This window comes from Haloferula sp. A504 (assembly GCF_044385805.1).
GTDB lineage: Bacteria > Verrucomicrobiota > Verrucomicrobiia > Verrucomicrobiales > Akkermansiaceae > Haloferula.
Window position 1 is genome coordinate 23,343 of the sequence record NZ_JBISBU010000019.1, and the last position, 21,131, is coordinate 44,473.

At 64.1% G+C, this 21,131-nt stretch carries 19 protein-coding genes; 3 read left to right on the plus strand and 16 right to left on the minus strand.

The window, feature by feature from the left end; genetic code table 11:
• Positions 1 to 137 precede the first annotated feature (137 nt).
• A complete protein-coding gene (locus ACG2LG_RS11180) occupies positions 138 to 1,463 on the minus strand; it encodes a dicarboxylate/amino acid:cation symporter (RefSeq protein WP_396259018.1) in 1,326 nt (441 codons plus the stop codon).
• Between the two features lie 161 nt (positions 1,464 to 1,624).
• On the opposite strand from ACG2LG_RS11180, the gene dusB reads away from it, so the two are divergent.
• Complete coding sequence (dusB, locus tag ACG2LG_RS11185; protein WP_396259020.1) at positions 1,625 to 2,605, plus strand: tRNA dihydrouridine synthase DusB; 981 nt, start codon at positions 1,625 to 1,627, stop codon at positions 2,603 to 2,605.
• 66 nt (positions 2,606 to 2,671) lie between these two features.
• Complete coding sequence (locus ACG2LG_RS11190; protein WP_396259022.1) at positions 2,672 to 3,172, plus strand: phage regulatory CII family protein; 501 nt, start codon at positions 2,672 to 2,674, stop codon at positions 3,170 to 3,172.
• Positions 3,173 to 3,312: 140 nt separating this feature from the next.
• Here ACG2LG_RS11190 and ACG2LG_RS11195 read toward each other — a convergent pair whose 3' ends face one another.
• The 9 genes from ACG2LG_RS11195 to ACG2LG_RS11235 form a co-directional block, all read right to left on the minus strand.
• On the minus strand, positions 3,313 to 5,706 hold the full coding sequence (locus tag ACG2LG_RS11195; RefSeq protein ID WP_396259024.1) for a sucrose synthase: 2,394 nt from the start codon (positions 5,704 to 5,706) through the stop codon (positions 3,313 to 3,315).
• 4 nt (positions 5,707 to 5,710) lie between these two features.
• Positions 5,711 to 6,394 carry a 7-cyano-7-deazaguanine synthase QueC gene (queC, locus tag ACG2LG_RS11200; protein ID WP_396259026.1) on the minus strand — a complete coding sequence of 228 codons (684 nt, stop codon included), beginning with the start codon at positions 6,392 to 6,394 and terminating at the stop codon, positions 5,711 to 5,713.
• A gap of 40 nt (positions 6,395 to 6,434) precedes the next feature.
• Positions 6,435 to 6,851, minus strand: coding sequence for a preQ(1) synthase (gene queF / locus ACG2LG_RS11205; protein WP_396259028.1), 417 nt, complete (start codon positions 6,849 to 6,851; stop codon positions 6,435 to 6,437).
• Positions 6,852 to 6,896: 45 nt separating this feature from the next.
• A complete protein-coding gene (locus ACG2LG_RS11210) occupies positions 6,897 to 7,976 on the minus strand; it encodes a sulfotransferase family protein (RefSeq protein WP_396259030.1) in 1,080 nt (359 codons plus the stop codon).
• A 57-nt stretch (positions 7,977 to 8,033) separates the two neighbouring features.
• A complete protein-coding gene (locus ACG2LG_RS11215; RefSeq protein ID WP_396259032.1) occupies positions 8,034 to 8,327 on the minus strand; it encodes a hypothetical protein in 294 nt (97 codons plus the stop codon).
• Positions 8,328 to 8,556: 229 nt separating this feature from the next.
• Entirely contained in the window at positions 8,557 to 9,183 is a 627-nt protein-coding gene (locus tag ACG2LG_RS11220) for a PDZ domain-containing protein (RefSeq protein WP_396259033.1), read from the minus strand.
• A gap of 103 nt (positions 9,184 to 9,286) precedes the next feature.
• A complete protein-coding gene (locus tag ACG2LG_RS11225) occupies positions 9,287 to 10,765 on the minus strand; it encodes an arylsulfatase (RefSeq protein ID WP_396259088.1) in 1,479 nt (492 codons plus the stop codon).
• 68 nt (positions 10,766 to 10,833) lie between these two features.
• Positions 10,834 to 11,388, minus strand: coding sequence for a DUF1439 domain-containing protein (locus tag ACG2LG_RS11230; protein ID WP_396259035.1), 555 nt, complete (start codon positions 11,386 to 11,388; stop codon positions 10,834 to 10,836).
• A 41-nt stretch (positions 11,389 to 11,429) separates the two neighbouring features.
• The gene (locus ACG2LG_RS11235) at positions 11,430 to 12,308 is read right to left on the minus strand and encodes a RimK family alpha-L-glutamate ligase (RefSeq protein ID WP_396259037.1); all 879 of its coding nucleotides are present in this window, start codon (positions 12,306 to 12,308) and stop codon (positions 11,430 to 11,432) included.
• 140 nt (positions 12,309 to 12,448) lie between these two features.
• Between ACG2LG_RS11235 and ACG2LG_RS11240 the strand changes: the two genes are divergently transcribed.
• On the plus strand, positions 12,449 to 13,951 hold the full coding sequence (locus ACG2LG_RS11240; RefSeq protein WP_396259039.1) for a glycosyl hydrolase family 28-related protein: 1,503 nt from the start codon (positions 12,449 to 12,451) through the stop codon (positions 13,949 to 13,951).
• A gap of 213 nt (positions 13,952 to 14,164) precedes the next feature.
• Here the strand turns inward: ACG2LG_RS11240 and ACG2LG_RS11245 are convergent, their stop codons facing one another.
• The 6 genes from ACG2LG_RS11245 to ACG2LG_RS11270 all read right to left on the minus strand — a co-directional run bounded on the left by ACG2LG_RS11245 (position 14,165) and on the right by ACG2LG_RS11270 (position 20,962).
• On the minus strand, positions 14,165 to 14,602 hold the full coding sequence (locus ACG2LG_RS11245; RefSeq protein WP_396259041.1) for a hypothetical protein: 438 nt from the start codon (positions 14,600 to 14,602) through the stop codon (positions 14,165 to 14,167).
• On the minus strand, positions 14,580 to 14,969 hold the full coding sequence (locus tag ACG2LG_RS11250; protein ID WP_396259043.1) for a helix-turn-helix domain-containing protein: 390 nt from the start codon (positions 14,967 to 14,969) through the stop codon (positions 14,580 to 14,582). The genes ACG2LG_RS11245 and ACG2LG_RS11250 overlap by 23 nt, the downstream gene beginning before the upstream one ends.
• A complete protein-coding gene (locus tag ACG2LG_RS11255) occupies positions 14,966 to 15,385 on the minus strand; it encodes a type II toxin-antitoxin system RelE/ParE family toxin (protein WP_396259045.1) in 420 nt (139 codons plus the stop codon). The genes ACG2LG_RS11250 and ACG2LG_RS11255 overlap by 4 nt, the downstream gene beginning before the upstream one ends.
• Before the next feature lie 94 nt (positions 15,386 to 15,479).
• Positions 15,480 to 15,959, minus strand: coding sequence for a hypothetical protein (locus tag ACG2LG_RS11260; protein ID WP_396259047.1), 480 nt, complete (start codon positions 15,957 to 15,959; stop codon positions 15,480 to 15,482).
• A 197-nt stretch (positions 15,960 to 16,156) separates the two neighbouring features.
• Positions 16,157 to 19,222, minus strand: coding sequence for an Eco57I restriction-modification methylase domain-containing protein (locus ACG2LG_RS11265; RefSeq protein WP_396259048.1), 3,066 nt, complete (start codon positions 19,220 to 19,222; stop codon positions 16,157 to 16,159).
• 225 nt (positions 19,223 to 19,447) lie between these two features.
• Positions 19,448 to 20,962, minus strand: a complete 1,515-nt coding sequence (locus ACG2LG_RS11270) for an arylsulfatase (protein WP_396259050.1) — start codon at positions 20,960 to 20,962, stop codon at positions 19,448 to 19,450.
• Between the last annotated feature and the right edge of the window lie 169 nt (positions 20,963 to 21,131).

Sequence of the window (21,131 nt, forward strand, 5' to 3'; positions counted from 1 at the left end):
TTTAGGGGAAGTAGGGCGGCGGGGGAAGGGTTTTCCGGGGGGGATGAGGAGGACCGCCGATCTCCGAATCGGCATGGCTTCGATCCGGCACGGCGTATTTCGGAAGATGCCGATTCGGAGATCGGCGGTCCTGTTGGTCAGGCCGCCTTGTCCGTAAACAAGTCCTCGCCCTCGCTGCGGGCGATGGTGACGGCGGCGCAGGAGTCGCCGAAGACATTGACGGCGGTGCGGGCCATGTCGAGCAGGCGGTCGACCGCCAGCAGGGCGACGACGGCGGTTTCGGCATTGGGGACGTTGCTGTTCTTCAGGATGAGCAGGATGGCCACCAGGCTGGCCGACGGCACGCCGGCGACACCGATCGAGGTCAGCAGGGCGGCGGTGACCACGACGAATTGCTCGCCGAATCCCATGTGGATGCCCATCACCTGGGCGACGAAGACCACGGCGACACATTCGTAGAGCGCGGTGCCGTCCATGTTCACCGTGGCACCGAGCGGCAGGGTGAAGGAGGCGGTGCGCTTCGACACGCCGGCCTGATCCTGCACGCAGCGCATGGTGACCGGCAGCGTGCCGGACGAGGAGGCGGTGGAAAAGGCCAGCAGCAGCGCGTCGCGCATCGCCCGGAAGTGGTCGAGCGGATTGACCTTCGCGATGAAGTGAAGCACCAGCGGCAGGGTGACGAAGAGGTGGATCCCGAGGGCGGCGATGACGGTGCCGAAATACCTGCCCATTTCGGCGAAGACCTGTGGCCCGTTCTCGAAGATGACCGGGAACATCAGCGCGTAGACGCCGATCGGCGAAATGGCCATGATCCACCGGGTGACCGTGATCATCACGTCGTTGCCGGCCTGGAAGAACTCCCGCAGCGTGCGCATCTCGTCGGCCGGCAGCCGGGTGATGGCGATGGCGAAGAGCAGGGAAAAAACGATCACGCCGAGCATCTGGCCGTTGTTGGTGGCGGCCGCGAAGACGTTGGGCGGGACCATCATCTTGATCGTGTCGAGGAAGTCCTTGGGTTCCTTCTCGCTGGCGGCGGCGACCTTGGCGAGATCCTCGGGGCTGGCTTCGGCGGCCTTCTGGTCGAAGGCGGCCTTGATCACCTCGTTCGGCTGGCCATCGACGAGGCCGGGCTGGATGAGGTTCACCAGCAGCAGTCCGGTGACGACCGCGACCAGCGAGCTGCACGCATAGAAGGCGAAGGTTTTCCCGCCGAGGCGTCCGAAGCCCTTCACGCCCTGCAGGCTGGCGATGCCGGAAATGACCGAGGTCACGATCAGCGGCACGATGATCATCTTGAGCGCCTGCATGAAGAGGTCGCCGATGAAGGTGGAGACCTCGAGTCCGCGGGCGACGAAGGTGCCTTCCGGCGCAACCCCGTCGAACATCGTGCGGAACAGCACCCCGGTCAGCGTGGCAAGCACGAGGGCGGCGAGGATCTGCCAGTGCAGGGCGAGGCGCTTCATGCGGCGGAGCCTGAAGTTCCAAGTTCGAAGTTCCAAGTTCCAATGGGTGGTCCCACCTGCCAGTGGCATCACCGTCCCGGTCATGCCACTGATAGGCGGCTTGCGTCTTTTTGGAACTTGGCCCTTTTGACTTGGAACTTCGGACCCGCTAGGGTCCGCGCGTGCTGCACTGGTTCGAAAATGGCGCTTTCCCCCTCTATCTCGCCCCGATGGCGGGGGTGACCGACGTGGTCTTCCGGCAGATCTGCAAGGAAATGGGGGCGGACGTGATGGTGACCGAGTTCGTCTCGGCCGAGGGCATCATGCAGGCCGACGAGCGGACGCGGAAATACACCGAATTCACCGACGAGCAGCGGCCGGTGGGGGTGCAGTTGTTCGGGGCCGATGGGGAACGGATGGGCGAGGCGGCACGCAAGATCGTCGACTGGAAGCGCCCGGATTTCATCGACATCAACTTCGGCTGTCCGGTGAGCAAGGTGGTGTCGAAGAACGGTGGCTCGTCACTGCTCCGGAACTGTCCGGTGCTGGAGAGCGTGGCCCGTGGCGTGGCCGAGGCCTGCGAGGGGGTGGTGCCGGTGACGGCGAAGATCCGGATCGGCTGGGACGAGAAATCAATCAATGCCGTGGAAGTCTGCCGCATTCTCGAGGGGGCCGGGATGCAGGCGATTTCGATCCATGGCCGGACCCGGGCCCAGGGATATGGCGGCGAGGCGAACTGGGAGGTGATCGATGCCTGCGCCCGGGCGGTGGGCGTGCCGGTGATCGGCAACGGCGACATCGCGACGGGTGAGGACCTCGAGAGGCGCAAGCGCGAGACGGCGGTGAGCGGCGTGATGATCGGGCGCGCGGCGATGCAGAATCCGTGGGTGTTCCGTCAGGCCAAGCACTACCTCGCGACCGGTGACCAGATGGCCCCGGTGCCGCTGGACGAACGCTGGGAACTGGTGGTCCGGCATTGCCGGATGGCGGCGGAGTGCCGACGCTACGGCACCGAGCGGCATGCGATCATGGCGATGCGGGCGCGCCTGATGGCCTACTGCAAGGGGTTTCCCGGGGCGAAAGAGCTGCGGCAGCGCCTGTGCAAGGTCGAGAGCGTGGCCGAGGTCGAGGACATCGCGGCGGCCTCGCTGCAGGCGGCGTAGGAGGCGCCCATCTTTGAGGTTCATTCGGGCTTTGCGGGGAGGCGGCGGACTGCTATTTCCCCGCCCATGGAAAGTCACGAGGTGCTGCGCCAGACCTTCGCCAAGACCAGTCCGAAGGCGGTGGCCGCCGACCTCGGGGTGTCGCTTTCACTCGTTTACAAATGGGCCGAGAAGCAGGCCGAGGACGGTTCGGGAAGCCGCAATCCGCTCGACCGATTGCTGAAGATCGTGGAGCTGAGCGGCGACACGAAGATTGTCGAGTGGCTGTGCCGGAAGAGTGGCGGGTATTTTGTCCGCAACCCGGAGAGCAACTGCAAGCAGGGCCTCGAGGTCCTGCCCGCGACCAACGAGATCGTGGGTCAGTTTTCCGGTCTGTTGCAGCGGATTTCCGAGGCTGCCGCCGACCACTCGATCACCTCCGACGAGGCCGCCGAGATCCGTGAGTGCTGGGACAAGCTGAAGAGTTATGCCGAGGGCTTCGTTTCGTGCTGCGAGGAAGGCGACTTCGAGCAACTCGAGAAGATCCCGCCACCGAGCGAGGGACCCAAGCGCTACTACACGGATTGAGCGGGGGGCTCCTTGCAGGAGCCCTATCGGGGCGGGGCGACCTTCTGGTCGCGGACTGATGGCCGGCCTGCCGTGACGGGCTTTACCGTGCGGACCGGAGTCCGCCACGCCCCGTCATGGCGCTTCGAAAAGCGCCAATCCTATCCCATCCGCTCGACGATGGGGCGGTAGACGCTGGAGTAAAACAGCCGGTCGTAGGCCCTCGCGCCGGAGCGTTCGAGGTGGCTGACGAATTTCCAGAAGCCATAGACCCGCGACAAGGTCATGAGCCGGCTGGCATAGAGGCGCCAGGTGTAGCGGGCCTCGACCCGGTCGATGCCGCCGCGGGAGATTTCGGTCCAGTGCCCCGGCTCGCGCTGGCAGCGCTCGAAGAACTCGACCATGCGCTTGGCTGCGGCTTCGCCGTGGTTGGAGTCGATGTGGAAACCGCTGACGCCGTCCTCGATGATCTCGAGCGGCCCGCCGTGGATCGTGGCGAAGGTCGGCAGGCCGGAGGTCATCGCCTCGATCACCGTCAGGCCGAAGGCCTCGAACTGCGCCGGCTGGACGAAGATGCCGCGGCGGTCGGCAATGGTCCGGTAAAGCTCGCCGTTGAAGATCTTGTCCGACTGCTTGGGCACCCAGCGCAGGTGGCCGTGCAGGCCATGGCCGTGGATCAACCGGTGAAGGTGCTCGATCTCGCGCCGTTCCTCCTCGTCGTCCGATTCCTCCAGCGCGGTGCAGCCGCCGATGATGAAGACATTTGCCAGCTCTCGCAGCCGCGGGTCGCGGCCGAACCATTCGACGAAGCCGGTCACGTTCTTCACCTGGTCGAGGCGCGACATCAGGAAGATGATCGGCTTTTCCCGGTCGTCGAAATGCGACACCGCACCGGGGAAATCGCCGTGGAGGAGTCGCTCGATGTCGTCGGCCAGATCGCCGATCCGCCGGTCCTTTTCGGTGTGCGGGAAATACACGTCCTCGTCGGCACCGGGGGAGACGATGTTGAATTTCGGGTCGTAGATGTCGATGCCCTTGGTGACGCGGTACAGGCCCGGCATGGTGTAGGCCGAGTAGCTCTCATACTGCCCCACGCTGGTCTCGCTGCCGGCAATCTCCTGATAGGTGGAGGTGATGATGAAGTCCGCCGAGTTCATCGCCAGCAGGTCGGCGGTGAAGTGGGCCGAGAAGTGATACTGGTCCTCGTTCTGGCGCCAGTAGAGGTCGGAGAAGAGATACTTCGTCTTCTCCAGCGCGTGGGCGATGTTGCACTGGGTCACTTCGAGGTGCTCGGCGACGAGGGTGGCGACGAGGTTGCCGTCGGAGTAGTTGCCGACCACGAGGTCCGGCCGCTCGCCGAGCTCGGCGAGGATGATCTTCACCGAGTTGAAGGCGAAGCGTTCCAGATAGGGCCAGACCTGGAAGCGGGAGATCCATTGGGGCAGCACCTCGCCGTTGGGGCGGGTGAAGGGGACGCGCAGGATGCGCGCGTTGCGGGTTCCCTGGATGCTTTCCTCCGGGATGTCGCAGCCGGTGTTGCCGGCGTCGGGGATGAGCCGGGTGACGACCACGATCTCCGGGTCGCTGTCGATGCCCTGGATCCGCAGCCGTTCACGCATCTCCTTCTCCAGCGCGCGGACCTGGTCGAGGATGTAGACGACCTGGCCGCCGGTGTCGGGCAGGCCGAGGACGTTCGATTGTCCGAAAAAGCCGTGCGGGCTGAAGATCGCGACCGAGAAGATCATCGGCACCCGGCTGAGGAAATCCTCGATGACCGAGGGCGAGGGGGCGTCGATGACCTCGGAGAGCAGGTCGAGGGTCTCGAGCACGCGGCCGGCGGTGTCGCCCCAGCCGGCCAGCAGCCCGAGCGCGGTGAGGCTGTTGCGGATCGCGGCCCACGGCGTGTCGGCGGGAATGTCGGCGAGCAGCACGCGGGCCTCGTCGACCGCATCGCGCATTTCCCCGGGCGTCTCGATCCGCTGCGAGAGCATGAGCTGACGATCCTTGTGGTGATGGAGACGGAGGAAATCGTGCAGGGTGGACAGCCGCTTGTCGGGATCGGTGAAGAGCCGGTTGGCAAGGGTCCGGTTGAGGTATTCGACGCCGCGGCCGATGTGGCGCCGGTCCTTCATCAGCGGCACGTCGTTCAGAAAGGCGGCGCCGTCGTACTCGATCGCCAGCTCGGCTTGCGCATCGGGACCGTCGATCAGGGCCTCCCGGAAGCGCATCAACTCCGAGGTCGTGATGGTCTCGTAGGAGAGCTGGTCGAGGTGGAAGCGCCCGCAGCACCAGCGGCCGATGGCGGGGCGGGTCTCGACCACCAGCCACGGGTCGTTGAAGGCCGCATTCATGGATGTGGCGAGCACCTTGCGAAGCGGCGAGGAGGCATCGAGGTCGCCATCGATCGCCTCCTCGGCTCCGGCGATCAGGTCGAGGATGTCCGACTGGAGGAGGAAGGTGCGACCGGCGTCGCGGAGACGCTTGAAGAAGGCGTAGAGGAAGAGTCGCTCGGACTCGGTGGGGAGGATCGTCTCGTTGTCGGGTCGCGGGGTCATGGGATCAGTCGGGCGCTTCGGGGATGGGCGGTTCTGCGAGGTAGCTTGTGGGATCGGGGATGCCGGCGAGCTGGAAGGCCTCGCGGCGCTCGACGCAGGTGCCGCAGGTGCCGCAGTGGATCTCGCCGCCCTTGTAGCAGGACCAGGTTTCGGCGAAGTCGATGCCGAGCTCGGCGCCGCGTTTTGCGATGCCGGCCTTGTCCATCGCGATGAAGGGGCGCAGCAACTCGACTTGCTCGTAGGTGCCGTGCTTCATCGCCGCCGCCATGGCCTGCATGAAGGGTTCGCGGCAGTCCGGGTAGATGGCGTGATCGCCCGAGTGGGCGGCGATCACCAGGGCCCCGGCCCCCGCGCTTTCGGCGAAGCCGCAGGCGATGGAGAGCATGATCGCATTCCGGAAGGGGACGACCGTCCGCTTCATGTTGTCCTCGGCGTAGTGGCCGTCGGGGATCGCCCCGCCACTGCGCAGCAGGTCCGAGGCGAAGTGCTCGTTGATGAAATCGAGCGGGATGGTGTGGTGCGGCACCCCCGCCCGTTCCGCATGCAGTTTTGCGAAGGGGATCTCGCGGGCGTTGTGTTTCGATCCGTAGTCGAAGCTAAGCGCCGCCAGCACCTCGTGCCCGCCAAGGGCGTGGTGGAAGGCGGTGACGGAATCCATGCCGCCGCTGAGCAGGACGACCGATCTCATCGGCGTTTCGGCGGGGTCTTGGCTTGGAACTTGGAACTTCTCACTTGGAACTTTCGGGTTCCGGGTGCCGGGCCTCGCAGGTGAGCTGGATGCCGCCGCGGGCACCGAACGAACCGCTGACCGTCAATTCAGTCGGGTCGAGCGCCGCGACCAGGTCGTCGAGGATGCGGTTGACGATTTCCTCGTTGAAGGCCGGCAGGTTGCGGAACGAGCCGAGGTAGAACTTGAGCGACTTGGTCTCGACGCAGCGGGCGGCCGGGATGTAGCGGATCACCACGTGGGCGGTGTCCGGTTGTCCGGTCACCGGGCAAAGCGAGGAGAACTCCGGGCAGTCGAGCGTGATCCAGAAGCGGCGGCCGGGCCGGCAATTCCCGAAGGTTTCGAGTTTCGCCTCGTCCGGGGATGCGGGGAGCCGGGTCTCGGAATGGCCGAGCAGGGTGAGATCGTCAGGCGTCACGCTGCGAGGCTACCGCGGCTCCGGGGGCGGGTGCAAGGGGCGGGGTCAATCGTATCCCCAGGTCTCGTAGGCGAATCCGAGTTCCCGCTTCAGCATTCGGTCGGTCTCCGGGTCGTCGGGGTGACGGTTGGGTTTGTAGTCGGCAAGCGATTCGACGTATTCGAACAGTTGCGTGCGTTCGCCGGCTTCCAACGACTCGCCGATGCCACCGAGGACCTTTTCCACGCCGGTCACCGGGTCGGCGACGAGCTCTTCGTAGCGGATTTCCGTGTAGCGACAGGGCGCGAGGCGGGCGCGTTGCTCGAGGTGCGCCTTCATCATCGACCGGTAGTGCTCGATGCGGCGGTGATCCCTTTCGAGGTTCTTCGGCGACTGGAGCGCGAACCTTTCCGTGAGTCCGTCGATCAGGGCGGCGGTGGAGTGATAGACGGCCTTCGGGTGGCGGACGATGTGGATGAAGCGGGCACCGGGGAAGACTTCGCTCAGGAAGTCGAGTCGTGCGGTGCTCGCCGGATTCTTGAACAGGATGGTCCGGTCGGTTCCATCGACCAAGCGGGTCTTTGCGGCAACCAGTTTGTAAGCTTTTGCGAAGGCTTCGAGTTCGCCGGGCTCCATGCCTTCGAACAGCACGGCGCGACGGAAGATCTCGGCGGCATTCCGCGGGAAATAGACGAGATGGAAGACGGAAGTCAGGCAGAGGGCGGCGAGGGCCATTTCCTCCTCCTGGGGTTCCTCGGGGCCCACGACCATCCGGTCGAAGCCGCGGTCCGAGCTCTTCATTCCGCCGGCCACCATGCCGTCGGGAGGATTGTCGCCCAATGGATTGATCGCATCGGCGGTGCGCAGCGTGGCGAACCGTCCGCTGCGGTGCAGGAGATTGTGGAGCAGCGTGGTGCCGCTGCGCCAATGGCCGACGATGAAGATGGGTGGATCCGGACGCACCGCCTCGCGCAGTCGTTCCATTTCCTTCTCGTGCCCGGAGCGCGATGCGAAGCTCGCTGCCGACGTGGCGACGAAGGTCGGCCAGGCACGCACGGACAGCGGTGCGTATCGCCACTGCAACTCCCACCACACCGGCCATCGCGCGCAGGCGAGGGGATGGTAGAGGAGGGGTTTCCAAGGCATGCCGCAATCAAGGGAGCGTTGGCAGCCGGAGGCAAGGATACTCGGTTGGAATTCCGATTACGAATCGATCCTCCGGATCCGTGGCGGGGCCGGGGGATTGGAGCGGGGAGACCCGGCGTTTCTGGATCGGTGGTCGTCGCAAAATTGTTCGACCAGGGTTCTCTGGTCGGGCTTCAGCATCGCGGAACGGGCCATCCTTTCGACATGTTCGGATGCAGGACCGAAGCCCCAGTTGGGGTAGGGCTGGATGACATCCTCCGGCCAGATCTTCGCCCCGGAGCTCCGGTCGACGAGATAGACGGTCTGGTCTCGGGCGGTGAGCACGAAGCGGGGGCTGAGGATGACTTCCATCGGGAGCAGGCCATCCTCACAGCGGATGGCGGGCCAACTTCCACGGTGGGTGCCATTGTGGCGAGAAAGATCGGCAGCAGTCGATCTACTCCGGTGCGCCAACGGAAGTGATCGAGAGGTCGCCCTCGGGGATCGATGCCCCGGGGCGCGGATCGGGAAGCGGGCACCGACTGCCGCCGCGGAAGGCCGTGAGCTCGTCCGCGGCGGGCAGGCGGATCCAAGGTGAGGTTCAATCGCGCCGGCGCTGGCGGCTCATTTCATCCATGCGCTTCTCGAGCCGTTCGATGGCCTGGCCCTGTTTCTCGAGCTGGGCGCGCATTTCGCGCAGGGCGCGGGCCATGCGCTCGGCGCCCGGGTCGCCGCTCCGGGCTTCGGGCTTCTTGTCGGTCTTGCGGTCGGCTCCGGGTTGCTGCCGGTCGCGGTTACCGGGGCGCACCGGGGGATCGATGCGGATTTCCTGCTTCTTGCCTTCCTGGAGGACCCAGAGGACAAGCGGCTTGCCGCTCCGGGCGCTGGCCGCGACCGCTCCCCGCAGGGAGTCGAGGTCGCCGACCGGCCTCTTGCCGGCGCTGAGAATGATGTCGCCGTTCTTGAGTCCGGCCCTGGCGGCGGGGCTTCCCTCGACCACGCGATCGGCGATCACTCCCGTGTCCTCGGGAAGTTGAAGGTGCTTGCGCAGGAGGCCGTCGAGCGATTCGACCATCACGCCGATGCGCCACTGGGTCGACGCAACATCCCGGGTGCGCTCGGCTTCGGGGGCGCGCCGGGGTTCCCGCTCGGGGCGATCCTGGCACCAGGCAGGGGTGGCGAGTGAGGCCAGAAGGGTCAGGCCGATGAGGATGGATTTCGTTTTCATGGTACAGGGTGAAACGTCACCGATGGCGGAAAGTTGTGCATCGAATCGCGGGAAAGGACCGCGTCCCGCTCTCCCTCATCCCGGGGATGGCGTCCCGCGTTCCTCACAACCCGGGATACCGGCCCTCGCGCACTTTCCGGAGCATCGCCTGCATGGCCTCGACCCGCTCGGGGTGCTTCTTGGCCAGGTTGTGGCGTTGCCCGATGTCTTCCTTCAGGTTGTAGAGTTCGGCGGGCGTGCCGTCGTCGGCGGGTTGCCCGTGCTTCTCGTTCCAGGCCTTGGGCGCGGGACGGAGGTAGCCGGTCTTGGCGTCGATCAGCAGCCAGTCGCCGTCGCGGAAGGCATAGTGGTCCTTCTTGGTGTTGTGCACCATCCGCGTGCGCGGTCCTGCATCCGTTTCACCCTTGAGGTAGGGCAGGAAGTTGAAGGAATCGATGGCCTGGCCGTCGGGAATTTCGCCGCCAAGCGCGGCGGCCAGGGTGGCCATCAGGTCGACCTGTGAAATGAGGGCGCCTGACACGGAGCCGGGCTCGGTCAGGCCCGGCCAGCGGATGAGGAAGGGGACGTGATGGCCACCTTCGTAGATGTCGCGCTTGAGGCCGCGCAGCGGGGTGGATGACCAGTGGTCGTATTTCTCGTCGCGGGCGTAGGCGTAGGCCTCGGGTCCATTGTCGGCGGTGAAGACCACGATGGTGTTGCCGGCATGGCCGCTTTCCTCCAGTGCCTTGAGGATTTCGCCGCAGGCGTGGTCGGTCTGGTAAACGAAGTCCCCATAGGGCCCGGCATCGGATTTCCCGTCGAACTCGTCGTTGGGGATGATCGGCGCGTGGGGAGAAGGGAAGGGGACGTAGAGGAAGAAGGGCTGGTCCTTGCCCTGGCGCGACCGGACCCACTCGACGCTCTTCCCGGTCAGGGTCGGCAGCACCTGATAGAAGTCCCAGTCGGAGAGCGCCGGACCTGGGCGGGCTTCCCAATTTCCCTCCTTGGTCGGCTCTTCGAACTTCCCCGTGATCACGCTGTCGGGGGCCCGGACCAGCTTGTCATCCTCGATCCAGGCATAGGGTGGGAAATTGATCACGGTGTCGCCGAAGTAGTGGTCGAAGCCGTGGGCGAGCGGGCCGTCGGGCACCGGCTTCGACCAGTCGAAGTCGCCGGGCTGGATCGACTTCGGCGGGGTGCCCGGCCTGCGGATCGCGTCCCAGTCCCAGCCGAGGTGCCACTTGCCGATGCAGGCGGTGGTGTAGCCCTTCTGCTGCAGCATTTCCGGCAGGGTGAGCTGATCGTCCTTGAAGACCGAGGAACCGAGCGCCTGGACGATGCCGTGGAAGTCGCGCCAGTGGTGGCGGCCGGTGAGCAGCGCGTAGCGCGAGGGCGTGCAGATCCCCGAGGAGGAGTGGCCGTCGGTGAAGCGCAGCCCGGTGGCGGCCAGCTTGTCGAGGTGCGGGGTCGGAATCTTCGACTTCGGGTTGTAGCAGCCGAGGTCGCCGTAGCCGAGGTCGTCGGCGTAGAGGATGACGATGTTCGGGGGAGCGGCGCCGAGTGAAAGCGTGGCGGCGGCGAGAATGGCGAAGAATGCCTTCATGCCTTCGAGCGTGAAGTTCCAGGTGGGAAGTTCCAAGGGCCAAAGGGTCGGCGGCACGGCCCGTGGGGTCAGAGTCCGAGTGTGACTCGGACTTCCTGTTCGACCACATCGAGGCCCTTGAGCAGCAGTTTGGCGGCAGCGGTCTTCGCGTTCCGTGCCTCGAGTCGGTAAACCGGCCGGGACTCAAGAAATTCTCGCGCCGCGACTGAGGCGGCCTCGTTCACCTGCGCCTCCCATTTCGCCGGGATGCCCTCGATTTCGAGTCGTTCGAACCTGGCGTCATCCAGGAAGAACTCCTGTCGGGAGGGGTCATAGCGGAGTGCGGTGGTCAGCGTGGCACCGCCCTGCAGGTTCCGCGGTTCGTCTTCAAGACGGAGGTTGAGCATGACATCCAGGCCGACGCGGATGCGATCCTCGTCGGCAAGCAGCGTGACCTCGGGATTGGTGAAATCGAGGGTGAACACGAACAGATAGGTCTTCGAAGCGGGGAAGCGCTCGGCCAGGGCGGCGTCGATCTGGTTCTGGGTGATCGTGACCTCGTAACGCTTGCCTTTGAAGTAGAGGACACCCCCGCAGAGGAGGAGGCCGAGGAGGGTCAGGCCGATGACGAGGGCTCGCTTCATGGGATCGTGGTGCGGGCTGGAGCCCATGGTCCGGTTGCCAACTACTGTTGTCCGGTGGACGGGTCTTTCATCATCCGATCCAGGGCGCGGGCGAAGCGGGCGGGCGATTCGGGATCGTAGGGAAAGTAGAGCGAGGGTTCGATCAGTTCGACCTCGATGACTGCGGGTGATCCGTCGGGGAGGCGCACGAGGTCGACGCGGGCGTAGAGCAGGCGCTCGTCGATGGCGTCGAGGGTGCGCGCGCCGGCGGCCAACAGGTCGTCCTCCGGGTGGACGGCCCGGATGAGGCCACCGTGTTCCTCCTGGACGCGGAAGTCGCCGGCCTTCGGAGTCTTGACGATGGCGTGGCTGTATTCCGAGTCGAAGTAGAAGAGGGAGTGCTCACCCTCTCCCTCGATCGACTCGATGAATGGCTGCACGATCAACGGCTGTCCTGAGAAAGTGGCCAGCGGCCAGGTGTCGGGCTGATAGCGGCAGATGATCGAGATCCCGTCGGCGTTGGCGCCGACCAGCGGTTTGGCGACGAGGCGTTCGGTGCGAAAGTGATCAAAGGACTCGAGAAGCACGGCCGGGTCGAGGTGGTCGGGCCAGAGTGAGGGGATGATCGTCACACCGCGTGCTTCAAGTTCGCGAAGGTAGGTCTTTTCAAGGTTCCAGCGACAGGTCTCGATGGGATTGAGGACCCGGGCGCCGGCTCGCTCGATCTCGGCGAGCCGGCTCAGGAAGGCGTCGGGCCGGAGTTGGTAGTCCCAGGTCGAGCGGATCACCACCGCGTCGAAGTTTCCCCAATCGACGTCTTCGGCGGTCCACGGAAGCGTCTCGACCGACCAACCCAGCGCTTCGAGCGGCGGGATGGCGAGGTGGTCGTAAATGAAGAAGCCGGTGGGATCGGCGAGGGTGAGGAAGGCGCAACGTGGCATGGGCGGCCGGAAGGTTGAGGGTCGTTTTGTGGCAAGACCGCCCGGGACGCAACCCGTTCACCAGACTCTCGCTCGGCGAATCGCTGAAAGCCCGGAGGGCCGGTGACCGTTGAGTGGGCGTGAGTGCGGCGCTTCGGCTGATGGCCATCTTCCTCCTCGTCAGTGGGTTGGAGGCCAGGGATCCTTCCTCGCTTTGGGGCGAGGGGGGCGAGGCGTGGGACCCGGCCGGGCGCCTGCCGGACTTTTCCTTCGCCGGCTACCATTTCGGCGAGAAGGGCCTTCCCGAGGTCGAGGCGGTCGCCGATGTGACGGATTTCGGAGCCGTGGGGGACGGGGTCACCGACTGCACCGAGGCGTTCCGCCAGGCGATCGCCGAAGTGGAGGAGGGAGCAATCTTGGTCCCGCCCGGCCGGTTCCTCATCCGTGACATCCTTTGGATCGAGAAGCCGGGGATCGTGCTGCGTGGCGCCGGACCGCGCCGGACGATTCTCCTCGTCGATACCGAGCTTGAGGACGTCCGTCCGAACATGGGTGCGACGACAAGCGGCAGGCCGACGTCGAACTACTCGTGGTCGGGTGGTTTCCTGTGGGTGAAGGGGAAGATCGACCGGCCCCGCGTCGCGAAGATCGTCCGGCCGGCGGAGAGGGGCGGGCGGATTCTCGAGGTGGGCGACACCTCCGGACTCGAAGCCGGGATGCGGGTGGTCATCCGCCAGCAGGATGACGAGGGCAAGTCCCTGCTGTCGCACCTTTACTCCGGGGATTCCGGAGACGTTTCGAAGATCACCTCGCCGGTGGAGCCGGAGATGGTGGCCCGGATCGCGACGATCGACGGCGATTTGATCGAACTCGACCGGCCCCTGCAGATCGATGTGCGGATGGACTGGACACCGGCGCTGCACGGCTTCGAGCCGTCGGTCGAGGAGGTGGGGATCGAGGATCTGGCGATCGAGTTTCCATCCAAACCCTACGCCGGGCATTTCACCGAGCGGGGGATGAACGGCATCGCGATGAACGGGGTCGCGAACTGCTGGGTCCGCAACGTGCGGATCTCCAACAGTGACTCGGGTGTCTATCTGAGCGGGGTGAACTGCAGCATGAAGGGCGTGCTGCTCGACTCGGTGCGCGAACCGGAGAAAGGATGCACCGGCCACCACGGGATCACGGTCGGCAGGGATTGCCTGGTCGAGAACTTCATTTTCAAGACCCGCTTCATCCACGACATCACCGTGACGAGTCTCGGATCCGGAAACGTGATCAAGAACGGGCGCGGGCCCGACCTTTCCTTCGACCACCACAAGCGGGCGCCGCACGACAACCTGTTCTGCCGAATCGATGTCGGCGAGGGGAAGTCGGTCTGGCGCTGTGGCGGGGGTGCCGCACTTGGCCGCCACAGCGGCGCTCGGACAACGTTCTGGGCGATCGAATCGAAGCGTCCGATCGCCTGGCCGCCCGATGGTTTCGGGCCCGACTCGATGAACCTCGTCGGAGTCCGCGGAAAAGGCCCGGGAGTGACCGACATCGACGGTCGCTGGCACGAGATGATTGAACCGTCCCTGCTGGTGCCCTCCGACCTTCACGCCGCGCAGCTCAAGCGTCGAATGGCCGACCGGATTCCGGTGACGACCGGATCAATCGAGTGAGCGAAAAGCACGGCCTTGAACCGGGGGTCGATGGGTTACTCGGCGAATTGACATCGCAGTTCGGCTTGTGGTCCTCTTTGCCAGCACTCCGACGAGCCGAAGGTCCACGCGCTGCGTGGGCTCCGATGTAGGCCCGAAGGAGTGCTTCCGTTTTCTGGCTTCACCCAGGTTTGGAATATTCAGCCTCTTTTGGGCAGATAGCGAAACCGAGATTCAGCGGCTCGGGTTCTTTCGTGGGGTGGTGGATTTTGCGGCCTTCTTCTTCGGCTCGTAGAAGGAAACACTCGGGAGGAGGTAAACGCCCGACTCCATCCTGCCGGAAAGGCCCGCGATCAGTTCGCGGACGCTTCCAAACAGGATGCTCGCACCATTGACGCCGACGAGGCGCGGGATCGCTTCTTCCGGGTATTCATTGCGCACGCGAAAGTCCCCCTCGATCTCCACCTCACCGCACACGGAAGCCGTCGGCTCTTTCTCGTTCCCGCCGAACTTGACCTTCAATTGTACGCGCCACGCCCTTGGATCGTCCTCGCGGGTGAGAAGGGTGGTCGTCGCGGTGACGACATCGGGCTTGGATGTTTCCTCGCGGCCGGTTTCCTTGACCGTGATCGCGACGAGTCGGCTCCGCTCAAGCTGCAAGGGCGAATTCATTGGAATCGGCGGCGAGGGTCTCGGGGTCAGACTTGGCGTCGGGCTTGGTGGTCCGTTTCTTCTGCACGTTGATCCACATTCCCTCGCATTCGCGGGGCAGGAGGTGGGCGCGGAGGTCGCAGCCCACCGCGTCGGAGATCTTGACCAGGCTGTCCACGGTCAGGTTGCCGGGCTGGTTCAGCACCTTCGACACGTAGGCGAGGCTGGTGCCGAGGCGGCGGGCGAGCTCGGTACGGTTCACGCCTTGCTCCTTCATCCGGTCCAGCAGGGACTCGGTGAATTCGAGGGACACCGCCTCCACCCGGTAGGTGTGGCTGTCGCGGGCCTTCTCGAAGGCCCTGGCAAGTTTCTTGAAGGGGTCGCTCATGGTTCGATGATGGTGACTTGGTTGCGTTTGCTGGCGGCCTTGTAAGCCTTCATCCGCCGGGTGGCGGTCTTGAGGTCCTTTTGCGGGGTTTGCTGCGACTTTTTCACGATGCCGTGGGTGCAGATGACGAGCCGCCCCTTGTCGTGGAAAAAGAAGAGCCGCAGGCATCCGGCTTTGAATTCCTTGAGCCCGCCGCAGCCTTTGAGCTGGCGGACCTTCTGCTTGTTCGAGGGTAGTCCGTGCTCGGCGCTCCGGATGAGCAGGGCGGTGAGCTTGGAAAAATCGTCGACATGGTCTTCGGCGGCTTGGGCGAGGAAATCGGCGACCGGCCACTTGCCGTCCTCCCCGAGCGCGAAGATCCGGCAGCGCGGTTCTTCGGAGTCTTCAGCGGGGAACGGCAGGCGTCGGAGCTGCATGAGGAATATTAACCCGTGGGTTAAGGCGTCAAGGGGCTTGTGAGTCCTTCTTGGGCGGCCGGCATGGTAGGCTCATTGATTTGGTTCGGAAGTCCTAAAGAAATTCCGCGAGACGGTTCAGATCGGTTGAGTGGAAGGCGGAGATGTTTGGAGGATCGTTCCAGTCCCGATCGATCTCGGATTCAAAGGCCCGGCTCTTCGCAAGCTGATTCAGAATGTCGGCGACGATTTCGACCTCGTAGTAGCGGAGAGTCAGCGGACGGGTAAGAGCCACCAGTCTCAGACGGCGGTGCCATCCGGGAAGGATTCGTGGACGGGATACTTCGGACCGATGAATGCAAGGCAACTCGACCAGCATTTTTGCCAGTTCGCGAAGCCGTTGTTCCTGGGTCTCGCTTTGCTTGCTGGTCACGGTCGCGGTGAACCTTAGAACCAGGTCGCTCCGCGTCTCGCAGGCGCCACGCGCTTCGGCAACGAGCGCGTCATTTGGAAGGATGTTCCCTGACTGGTCGACCACCATGCCATCGAGCTGCGGGTAGCAGTCCCCCAGCCGGACTTCGAGCCATCGCTTCACGGTCATCTTGCCACTGGCCGCACGCTCGAAAGCGTAAGAGGATGGGTCTGGGGATGAAGCATTAAAGCCGTTTCTGAACCGAAGATGGATGAAGAAACCCTCGATGGTGGAGATCCGACCTGCGAGGTCTTCCAACTCGGTCGGGGTTGCAGGGTAGACACCCCTGGGAATCTGGTAGGTGGCTGATGCTTTGGTGGTCATGCCTTGGCACCTTCCACCAACGCGATCTCGTCGGCGGTGAGGCCGTAGAGTTCGTAAACGAGCCGGTCGATGCGGCGGTCGGTGATCGCGATGTCCTCCTCCAGCCGACGCAGGCTCTCCGGGTTCTTCTCCGACGCCTTGTCTTCGTGCAGCTTGAGCATGCGCTCGACCAAGGAGACCATCTTGTCGTGGACCTCGACGTCGGCGGGGTTGGTGAAGTCGATGCGCCGAATTGGCAGCTTGCTCACAGTGTTTTCGAAGTATTCGTAAATTCCTCCTCCTTTGAGCTTACCAATTCCGCGGAACCGCACGGTAAGAAGTTTCGAGTTCAGTAGCCCGAGAAGGTACAGCAGGTCTTCGCCTCCTGGCTCGGGTTCAAATATGACGGTCGTATCCGTGAGTCCGAGATACTCCTTGTGTGCATCGAGTCCGAACCTGTTATGAGTAGCGAGGTAGGGGCAGAGGATGCGACGCTTGCTGTAGTGTTCCCGGTGTAACGGCCAAGTGAACCTCCACCAGTCGCAATTGCCGCGGCGGAACGCAGCTCGCCCTCTTAGCTTCTCTGAGTTCGACGTGAGATAGTTCTGCAAGCTCTTCGGTAAGTCATCGAAGCTCCGAATCTCCTCAAGGTAGAGGGTCTTCTCGCCGCGATTCCTTATGCTGAATCGCTGAATGTCGGAGTTGGTTGCGCGCGAGAAGAAAAGAGATTCCGGAACGGAGAATTCTTCGATCTCTGAGCCCGATAGTTTGCCGAAAACGGAATTGGCACCGGTTTGCATGCCTTGACCAATGTGGCAGATCTCACCGAGGACTTGTCCATTTGAGTCGACCTTTCGGTACAGCTCCAAGGTCTCCGTCGACCCGAAGATCCAAGGCTTGCTTCCGAGCGCATTCAGGTCCCGTGAGTAGTGCTTGAAATCAGGCCCTCGCTTATTGCGCAAGTCGGGGAGCTTCCCCGTAGCTTGAAAGTGAAAAGCGTCAGTATTACCCGCAGATGGCTGGTCAGTAACGATGATGGCCGTGGCGATTCCGACCCCCTCAAAGACCATGAAGTCACGGAAATCGATGATCTCGCGAATCCGTGAGGAATTCGTGAGTTGTCGGCGAAGTTTATCCGCTTTGAATGCTTCGAGAAATGCTCTGGAAACGATCATGCCGCAGGTTCCGGACGAAACCCGAAGGGCGAGCGCTAGAAAGTAGAAGAGTAGATCAGTCTTGTCGTTGTAGACCTCAGGGAAGCCATGCTTCAGATAGCGAAGCTTTGGATCTTTGTTTCCCCAGACATCATCGATGCTCAGATACGGCGGATTCCCAATCACGCAGTCGAAGCCGCCCTGCTCAAATACCTCGGGGAACGCCGTCTCCCAATCGAACACGTTGATCCGGTATCTTGTTTCGTCATCCAGTTCCGGCAGATCCGGTTGGTCGTAGAAGTCGGGGCCAATCAGCGAGTTGCCGCAGCGGATGTTGTGGCCGAGGTCGGGAAGGATGCGCTGGCGCTCCTTGAGGAAGTCGCGCTGGACGACCTGCTCGGTCTCGCCTTCGAGCACCTTGAGCAGCAGTGAGAGCTTGGTGACCTCGACGGCCTGCGAGTCGATGTCGACACCGTGGATGTTGTTGAGGAGGATGCGCTTCTTCTCGGCGGTGGTGAGTCTCCATTCCCCGCCCTTGGCCTGGTAGATCCGGGGGTGTTTGCCGCCGGCGTGGCGCTTGATCTTGGCCACGTCGGGCTTGCGCTCGGGGCCGAGCGTGTACTGGTCGAGGTGCCAGTCGAGCAGGAATTGGTAGGCGACGATGAGGAAGGAGCCGGAGCCGCAGGCGGGGTCGAGGACCTTGAGCTTCTCGGCCTGCGAGACGGGGATGGGTTTCGGCTTTTCCGGGTTGGGGCCATTCAGCAGACGGCCCAGGGTGTTTTCCACGATGTAATCGACGATGTATTTCGGCGTGTAATAGACCCCGCCGGCCTTCCGGACTTCGGGCTTTTCCTCGATCTTGGCCTGGTGGGCGGGGGTCAGGCGGATGGTCTTGCCGAGAAACTGCTCATAGACCTGGCCGAGGATGTCGGCGGGCAGGACGGAGAACTCGTAGGGCGACTCCGGGTAGTAGAGATTTTTGAGGATATCCTTGAGGGCCTTGTCATCGAGCCGGAGGTCGGGCGTGAGCTGGTCGGGTGCGCCGGGGCGGCCGCTTTCGTCGCGGAAGTGGAAGAGGCCGGAATTGTAGCGGTCGTCGGCGCGGCGGAAGTGTTCGAGCAGCCGGGGGTAGGTGTTGGCGCCGTTGGCGAGGGTGAGCAGTCGTCCGTAGTCCTCGGTACCGCGGTCCTCGCAGATGCGCAGGAAGATCAGGCGGTCGATGGTCTTCTGGACGGCGAAATTGAGGTCGAGGACCGAGAGGTCGGGGTTGCGCAGGGCGAAATTGCGCGCGAGCAGCTCACGCCAGCGTTCGATCTCGGCGAGGAAGGCATCGTCGACCTCGGCGGTGCCGCGCTTCTTCTTCGAGCCTTCGGCATAGCGGTCGAAGGAGCCCTTGCGCACGGCTTCCCGGGAGAAGATGTCGGCGATTTCCTCCCAACGGTCCTCGTACTGATCGTAGGTGAAATAGAGGGTGCGGGCGGTGGCGGCCTTGTCCCCGGGGCGCGGCCGGATCCGGCAGTCGTAGGCGGCGAATTCCTCGAAGTCGGAGAGCACCGAGAGGGCGAGCTTCGCCGACCAGCCGTAGCGGCGAACCTGGAGCGCGGGGTCGGGGTGGTCCTTGAGGTTCACGCAGGGGGCCTTGGCCTCGACGAAGAACTTCCAGGCCGAGGGGTTGAGACCGCCGTTGATCGAGAATGCGTAGTCGGGCGCCCGGGTGCCGCCGCGGATCTTGATCGAGGCTTCGTGGATGACGTCGGTGTAGGCCGGGGCGTTGCCTTCGCGGTTGTTGACATCCCAGCCGAGGGCCTCCCAGAAGGGATCGAGAAACTGCCGTCGGAGCTGCGTTTCATTGTAGGCCGCCGAGCGGTAGTGCTCGCGGTTGTTTTCGAAATTCTCGACCAGTCGCTTGACGGCATCCGGAGCGGGCATGGTGTTAGGATGGCCGGACTGGGTCGGCGGGTCAATGCGGGGGGGAGGTGTGACTGATGGGGCTTGTCGGGCGCATTGTGGCCGGGCCTTCCAGGCCCATCGCCGACTTCGACATGGGATTGCCGACGGGGCTGGAAGCCCCGGTCACGGTTCGTGGCATCCGCCCGCTCGCGCATCGGCCGGACCGGATGATGCGCGAGTGGGTTCACGCGGTCCTTCACTCGCTCAGTCCAGCGAGCGGATGCCGCCCTTGGCCTCGCGGATGGCGATCAGCTTCTTCCGCATGGCGGTGGCGCGATCGGGGTGTTTGGCGGCGACGTTGGTGGTTTCGCCGATGTCCTCGGTTAGATGGTAGAGTTCATCCTTTTCCGGCTTGCCGGCGAGGATGAACTTCCACGGGCCTTCGCGCAGGGCGAGGGTCTTGGCTTCCTCGACCATGTAGGGCAGGCCCTTGTCATCGTCCCCGAGGAAGGCGGGCAGGGTGTTGCGGCTGTCGATGGCCTCACCTTCGGGGATCTCCTGTTCGAACAGGGAGGCGAAGGAGGCGAGGAAGTCGATCTGGCTGACCAGTGCCTCGGAGACGCCGGGCTCGATGCGTGCCGGCCAGCGGACGAGGAAGGGGACGCGGGTGCCGCCTTCGTAGATCTGATACTTGCCGCCGCGGTAGGGGCCGGAGCCGTCGTGACCCTGATCCACTTCCTGGGTCGAAGTCTTGACGACCGTGCCGTCGTCGTAGCCGTCGTCATAGACCGGACCGTTGTCGCTGGAGAAGATGACGATGGTGTTGTCGGCGACGCCCTGCTCTTCGAGCACCTCCATCAACTCACCCACGGCCCAGTCGAAGTGGACCATCGCGTCGCCACGGAAGCCGGTCTGGCTCTTGCCGTGGAAGCGCGGGTGCGGGGCCCGCGGGACGTGGATGTCCTGCGCCGAGTAGAAGAGGAAGAAGGGCTTCTCCTTGTCGCGATTCTCGATCCACTCCTTCGATTTTTCGACGAAGGTGTCGGTCATGGTTTCATCGTCCCACAGAGCCGACTTGCCGCCCCACTGGGTGCCGATGCGGCCGATGCCGTTGATCACCGAGTGATTGTGGCCGTGGGTGTTGCGGTAGTAGGTCATCGCCTCCGGGTTCTTCCGTCCATCGGGGTAGACGGTGCAGTCGACATCCGGCTTCTTCGCGCCGACAAAGAGCGGATCGGCGGGGTCGAGGTTGAGGACGCGGTGGTTGAGCAGATAGACGCAGGGCACGCGGTCGTTGGTCGAGGGGAGCAGGAAGGAATGGTCGAAGCCGAGCTCGAGCGGGCCGGGTTTGACCTCGCCGTTCCAGTCCACCGGTTCGCCCTTTTTCCCGAGTCCCAGGTGCCACTTGCCGACGATGGCGGTCTGGTAGCCGGCCTTCTTGAAGACATCGGGCAGCGTGAGGGCGTCGATCGGAATGGTCAGCGGGGCGTTGGGCGCGAGGATGCGGATGTTGTGGCGGAAGCCGTGGATGCCGGTGAGCATCGAGAAGCGCGAGGGCGTGCAGGTGGCGGCGGTACAGTGGCCGTCGGTGAAGCGCAGGCTCTGTCCGGCGAGCTTGTCGAGATGGGGGGTCGGGTTCTTTACCGAGCCCTGGACGCCGATGTCGCCCCAGCCGACGTCGTCGCCATAGATCAGCACGACGTTGGGCTTGTCGGCGGCGGTGACCGCAGCGGGGAGAGCCAGCAAAGCGGCGAGCAGATGGGGAAGAGCGGCTTTCATGGGCATGGATGGCATCGACGGGAGCGGGATGGATTTTCTTTGGCGACGCCGTTTTGGATCGGAATGGACGGGGCGTCCAGCCTGCTTCCGGGCATGAGGGGTCCGCCGAATCAGGAGTTTCGCCGATCGGCTCGCAAAGCGGAGCGTTGCACCACCTGCGATGAAAAAA

Bases quoted from the DNA above. Each gene is read 5' to 3' on its own strand.
- ACG2LG_RS11180 (WP_396259018.1), bottom strand. From the start codon at position 1,463: ATGAAGCGCCTCGCCCTGCACTGGCAGATCCTCGCCGCCCTCGTGCTT.
- ACG2LG_RS11190 (WP_396259022.1), top strand. From the start codon at position 2,672: ATGGAAAGTCACGAGGTGCTGCGCCAGACCTTCGCCAAGACCAGTCCG.
- ACG2LG_RS11195 (WP_396259024.1), bottom strand. From the start codon at position 5,706: ATGACCCCGCGACCCGACAACGAGACGATCCTCCCCACCGAGTCCGAG.
- queC (WP_396259026.1), bottom strand. From the start codon at position 6,394: ATGAGATCGGTCGTCCTGCTCAGCGGCGGCATGGATTCCGTCACCGCC.
- ACG2LG_RS11210 (WP_396259030.1), bottom strand. From the start codon at position 7,976: ATGCCTTGGAAACCCCTCCTCTACCATCCCCTCGCCTGCGCGCGATGG.
- ACG2LG_RS11215 (WP_396259032.1), bottom strand. From the start codon at position 8,327: ATGGAAGTCATCCTCAGCCCCCGCTTCGTGCTCACCGCCCGAGACCAG.
- ACG2LG_RS11220 (WP_396259033.1), bottom strand. From the start codon at position 9,183: ATGAAAACGAAATCCATCCTCATCGGCCTGACCCTTCTGGCCTCACTC.
- ACG2LG_RS11225 (WP_396259088.1), bottom strand. From the start codon at position 10,765: ATGAAGGCATTCTTCGCCATTCTCGCCGCCGCCACGCTTTCACTCGGC.
- ACG2LG_RS11230 (WP_396259035.1), bottom strand. From the start codon at position 11,388: ATGAAGCGAGCCCTCGTCATCGGCCTGACCCTCCTCGGCCTCCTCCTC.
- ACG2LG_RS11235 (WP_396259037.1), bottom strand. From the start codon at position 12,308: ATGCCACGTTGCGCCTTCCTCACCCTCGCCGATCCCACCGGCTTCTTC.
- ACG2LG_RS11240 (WP_396259039.1), top strand. From the start codon at position 12,449: ATGGCCATCTTCCTCCTCGTCAGTGGGTTGGAGGCCAGGGATCCTTCC.
- ACG2LG_RS11245 (WP_396259041.1), bottom strand. From the start codon at position 14,602: ATGAATTCGCCCTTGCAGCTTGAGCGGAGCCGACTCGTCGCGATCACG.
- ACG2LG_RS11250 (WP_396259043.1), bottom strand. From the start codon at position 14,969: ATGAGCGACCCCTTCAAGAAACTTGCCAGGGCCTTCGAGAAGGCCCGC.
- ACG2LG_RS11255 (WP_396259045.1), bottom strand. From the start codon at position 15,385: ATGCAGCTCCGACGCCTGCCGTTCCCCGCTGAAGACTCCGAAGAACCG.
- ACG2LG_RS11265 (WP_396259048.1), bottom strand. From the start codon at position 19,222: ATGCCCGCTCCGGATGCCGTCAAGCGACTGGTCGAGAATTTCGAAAAC.
- ACG2LG_RS11270 (WP_396259050.1), bottom strand. From the start codon at position 20,962: ATGAAAGCCGCTCTTCCCCATCTGCTCGCCGCTTTGCTGGCTCTCCCC.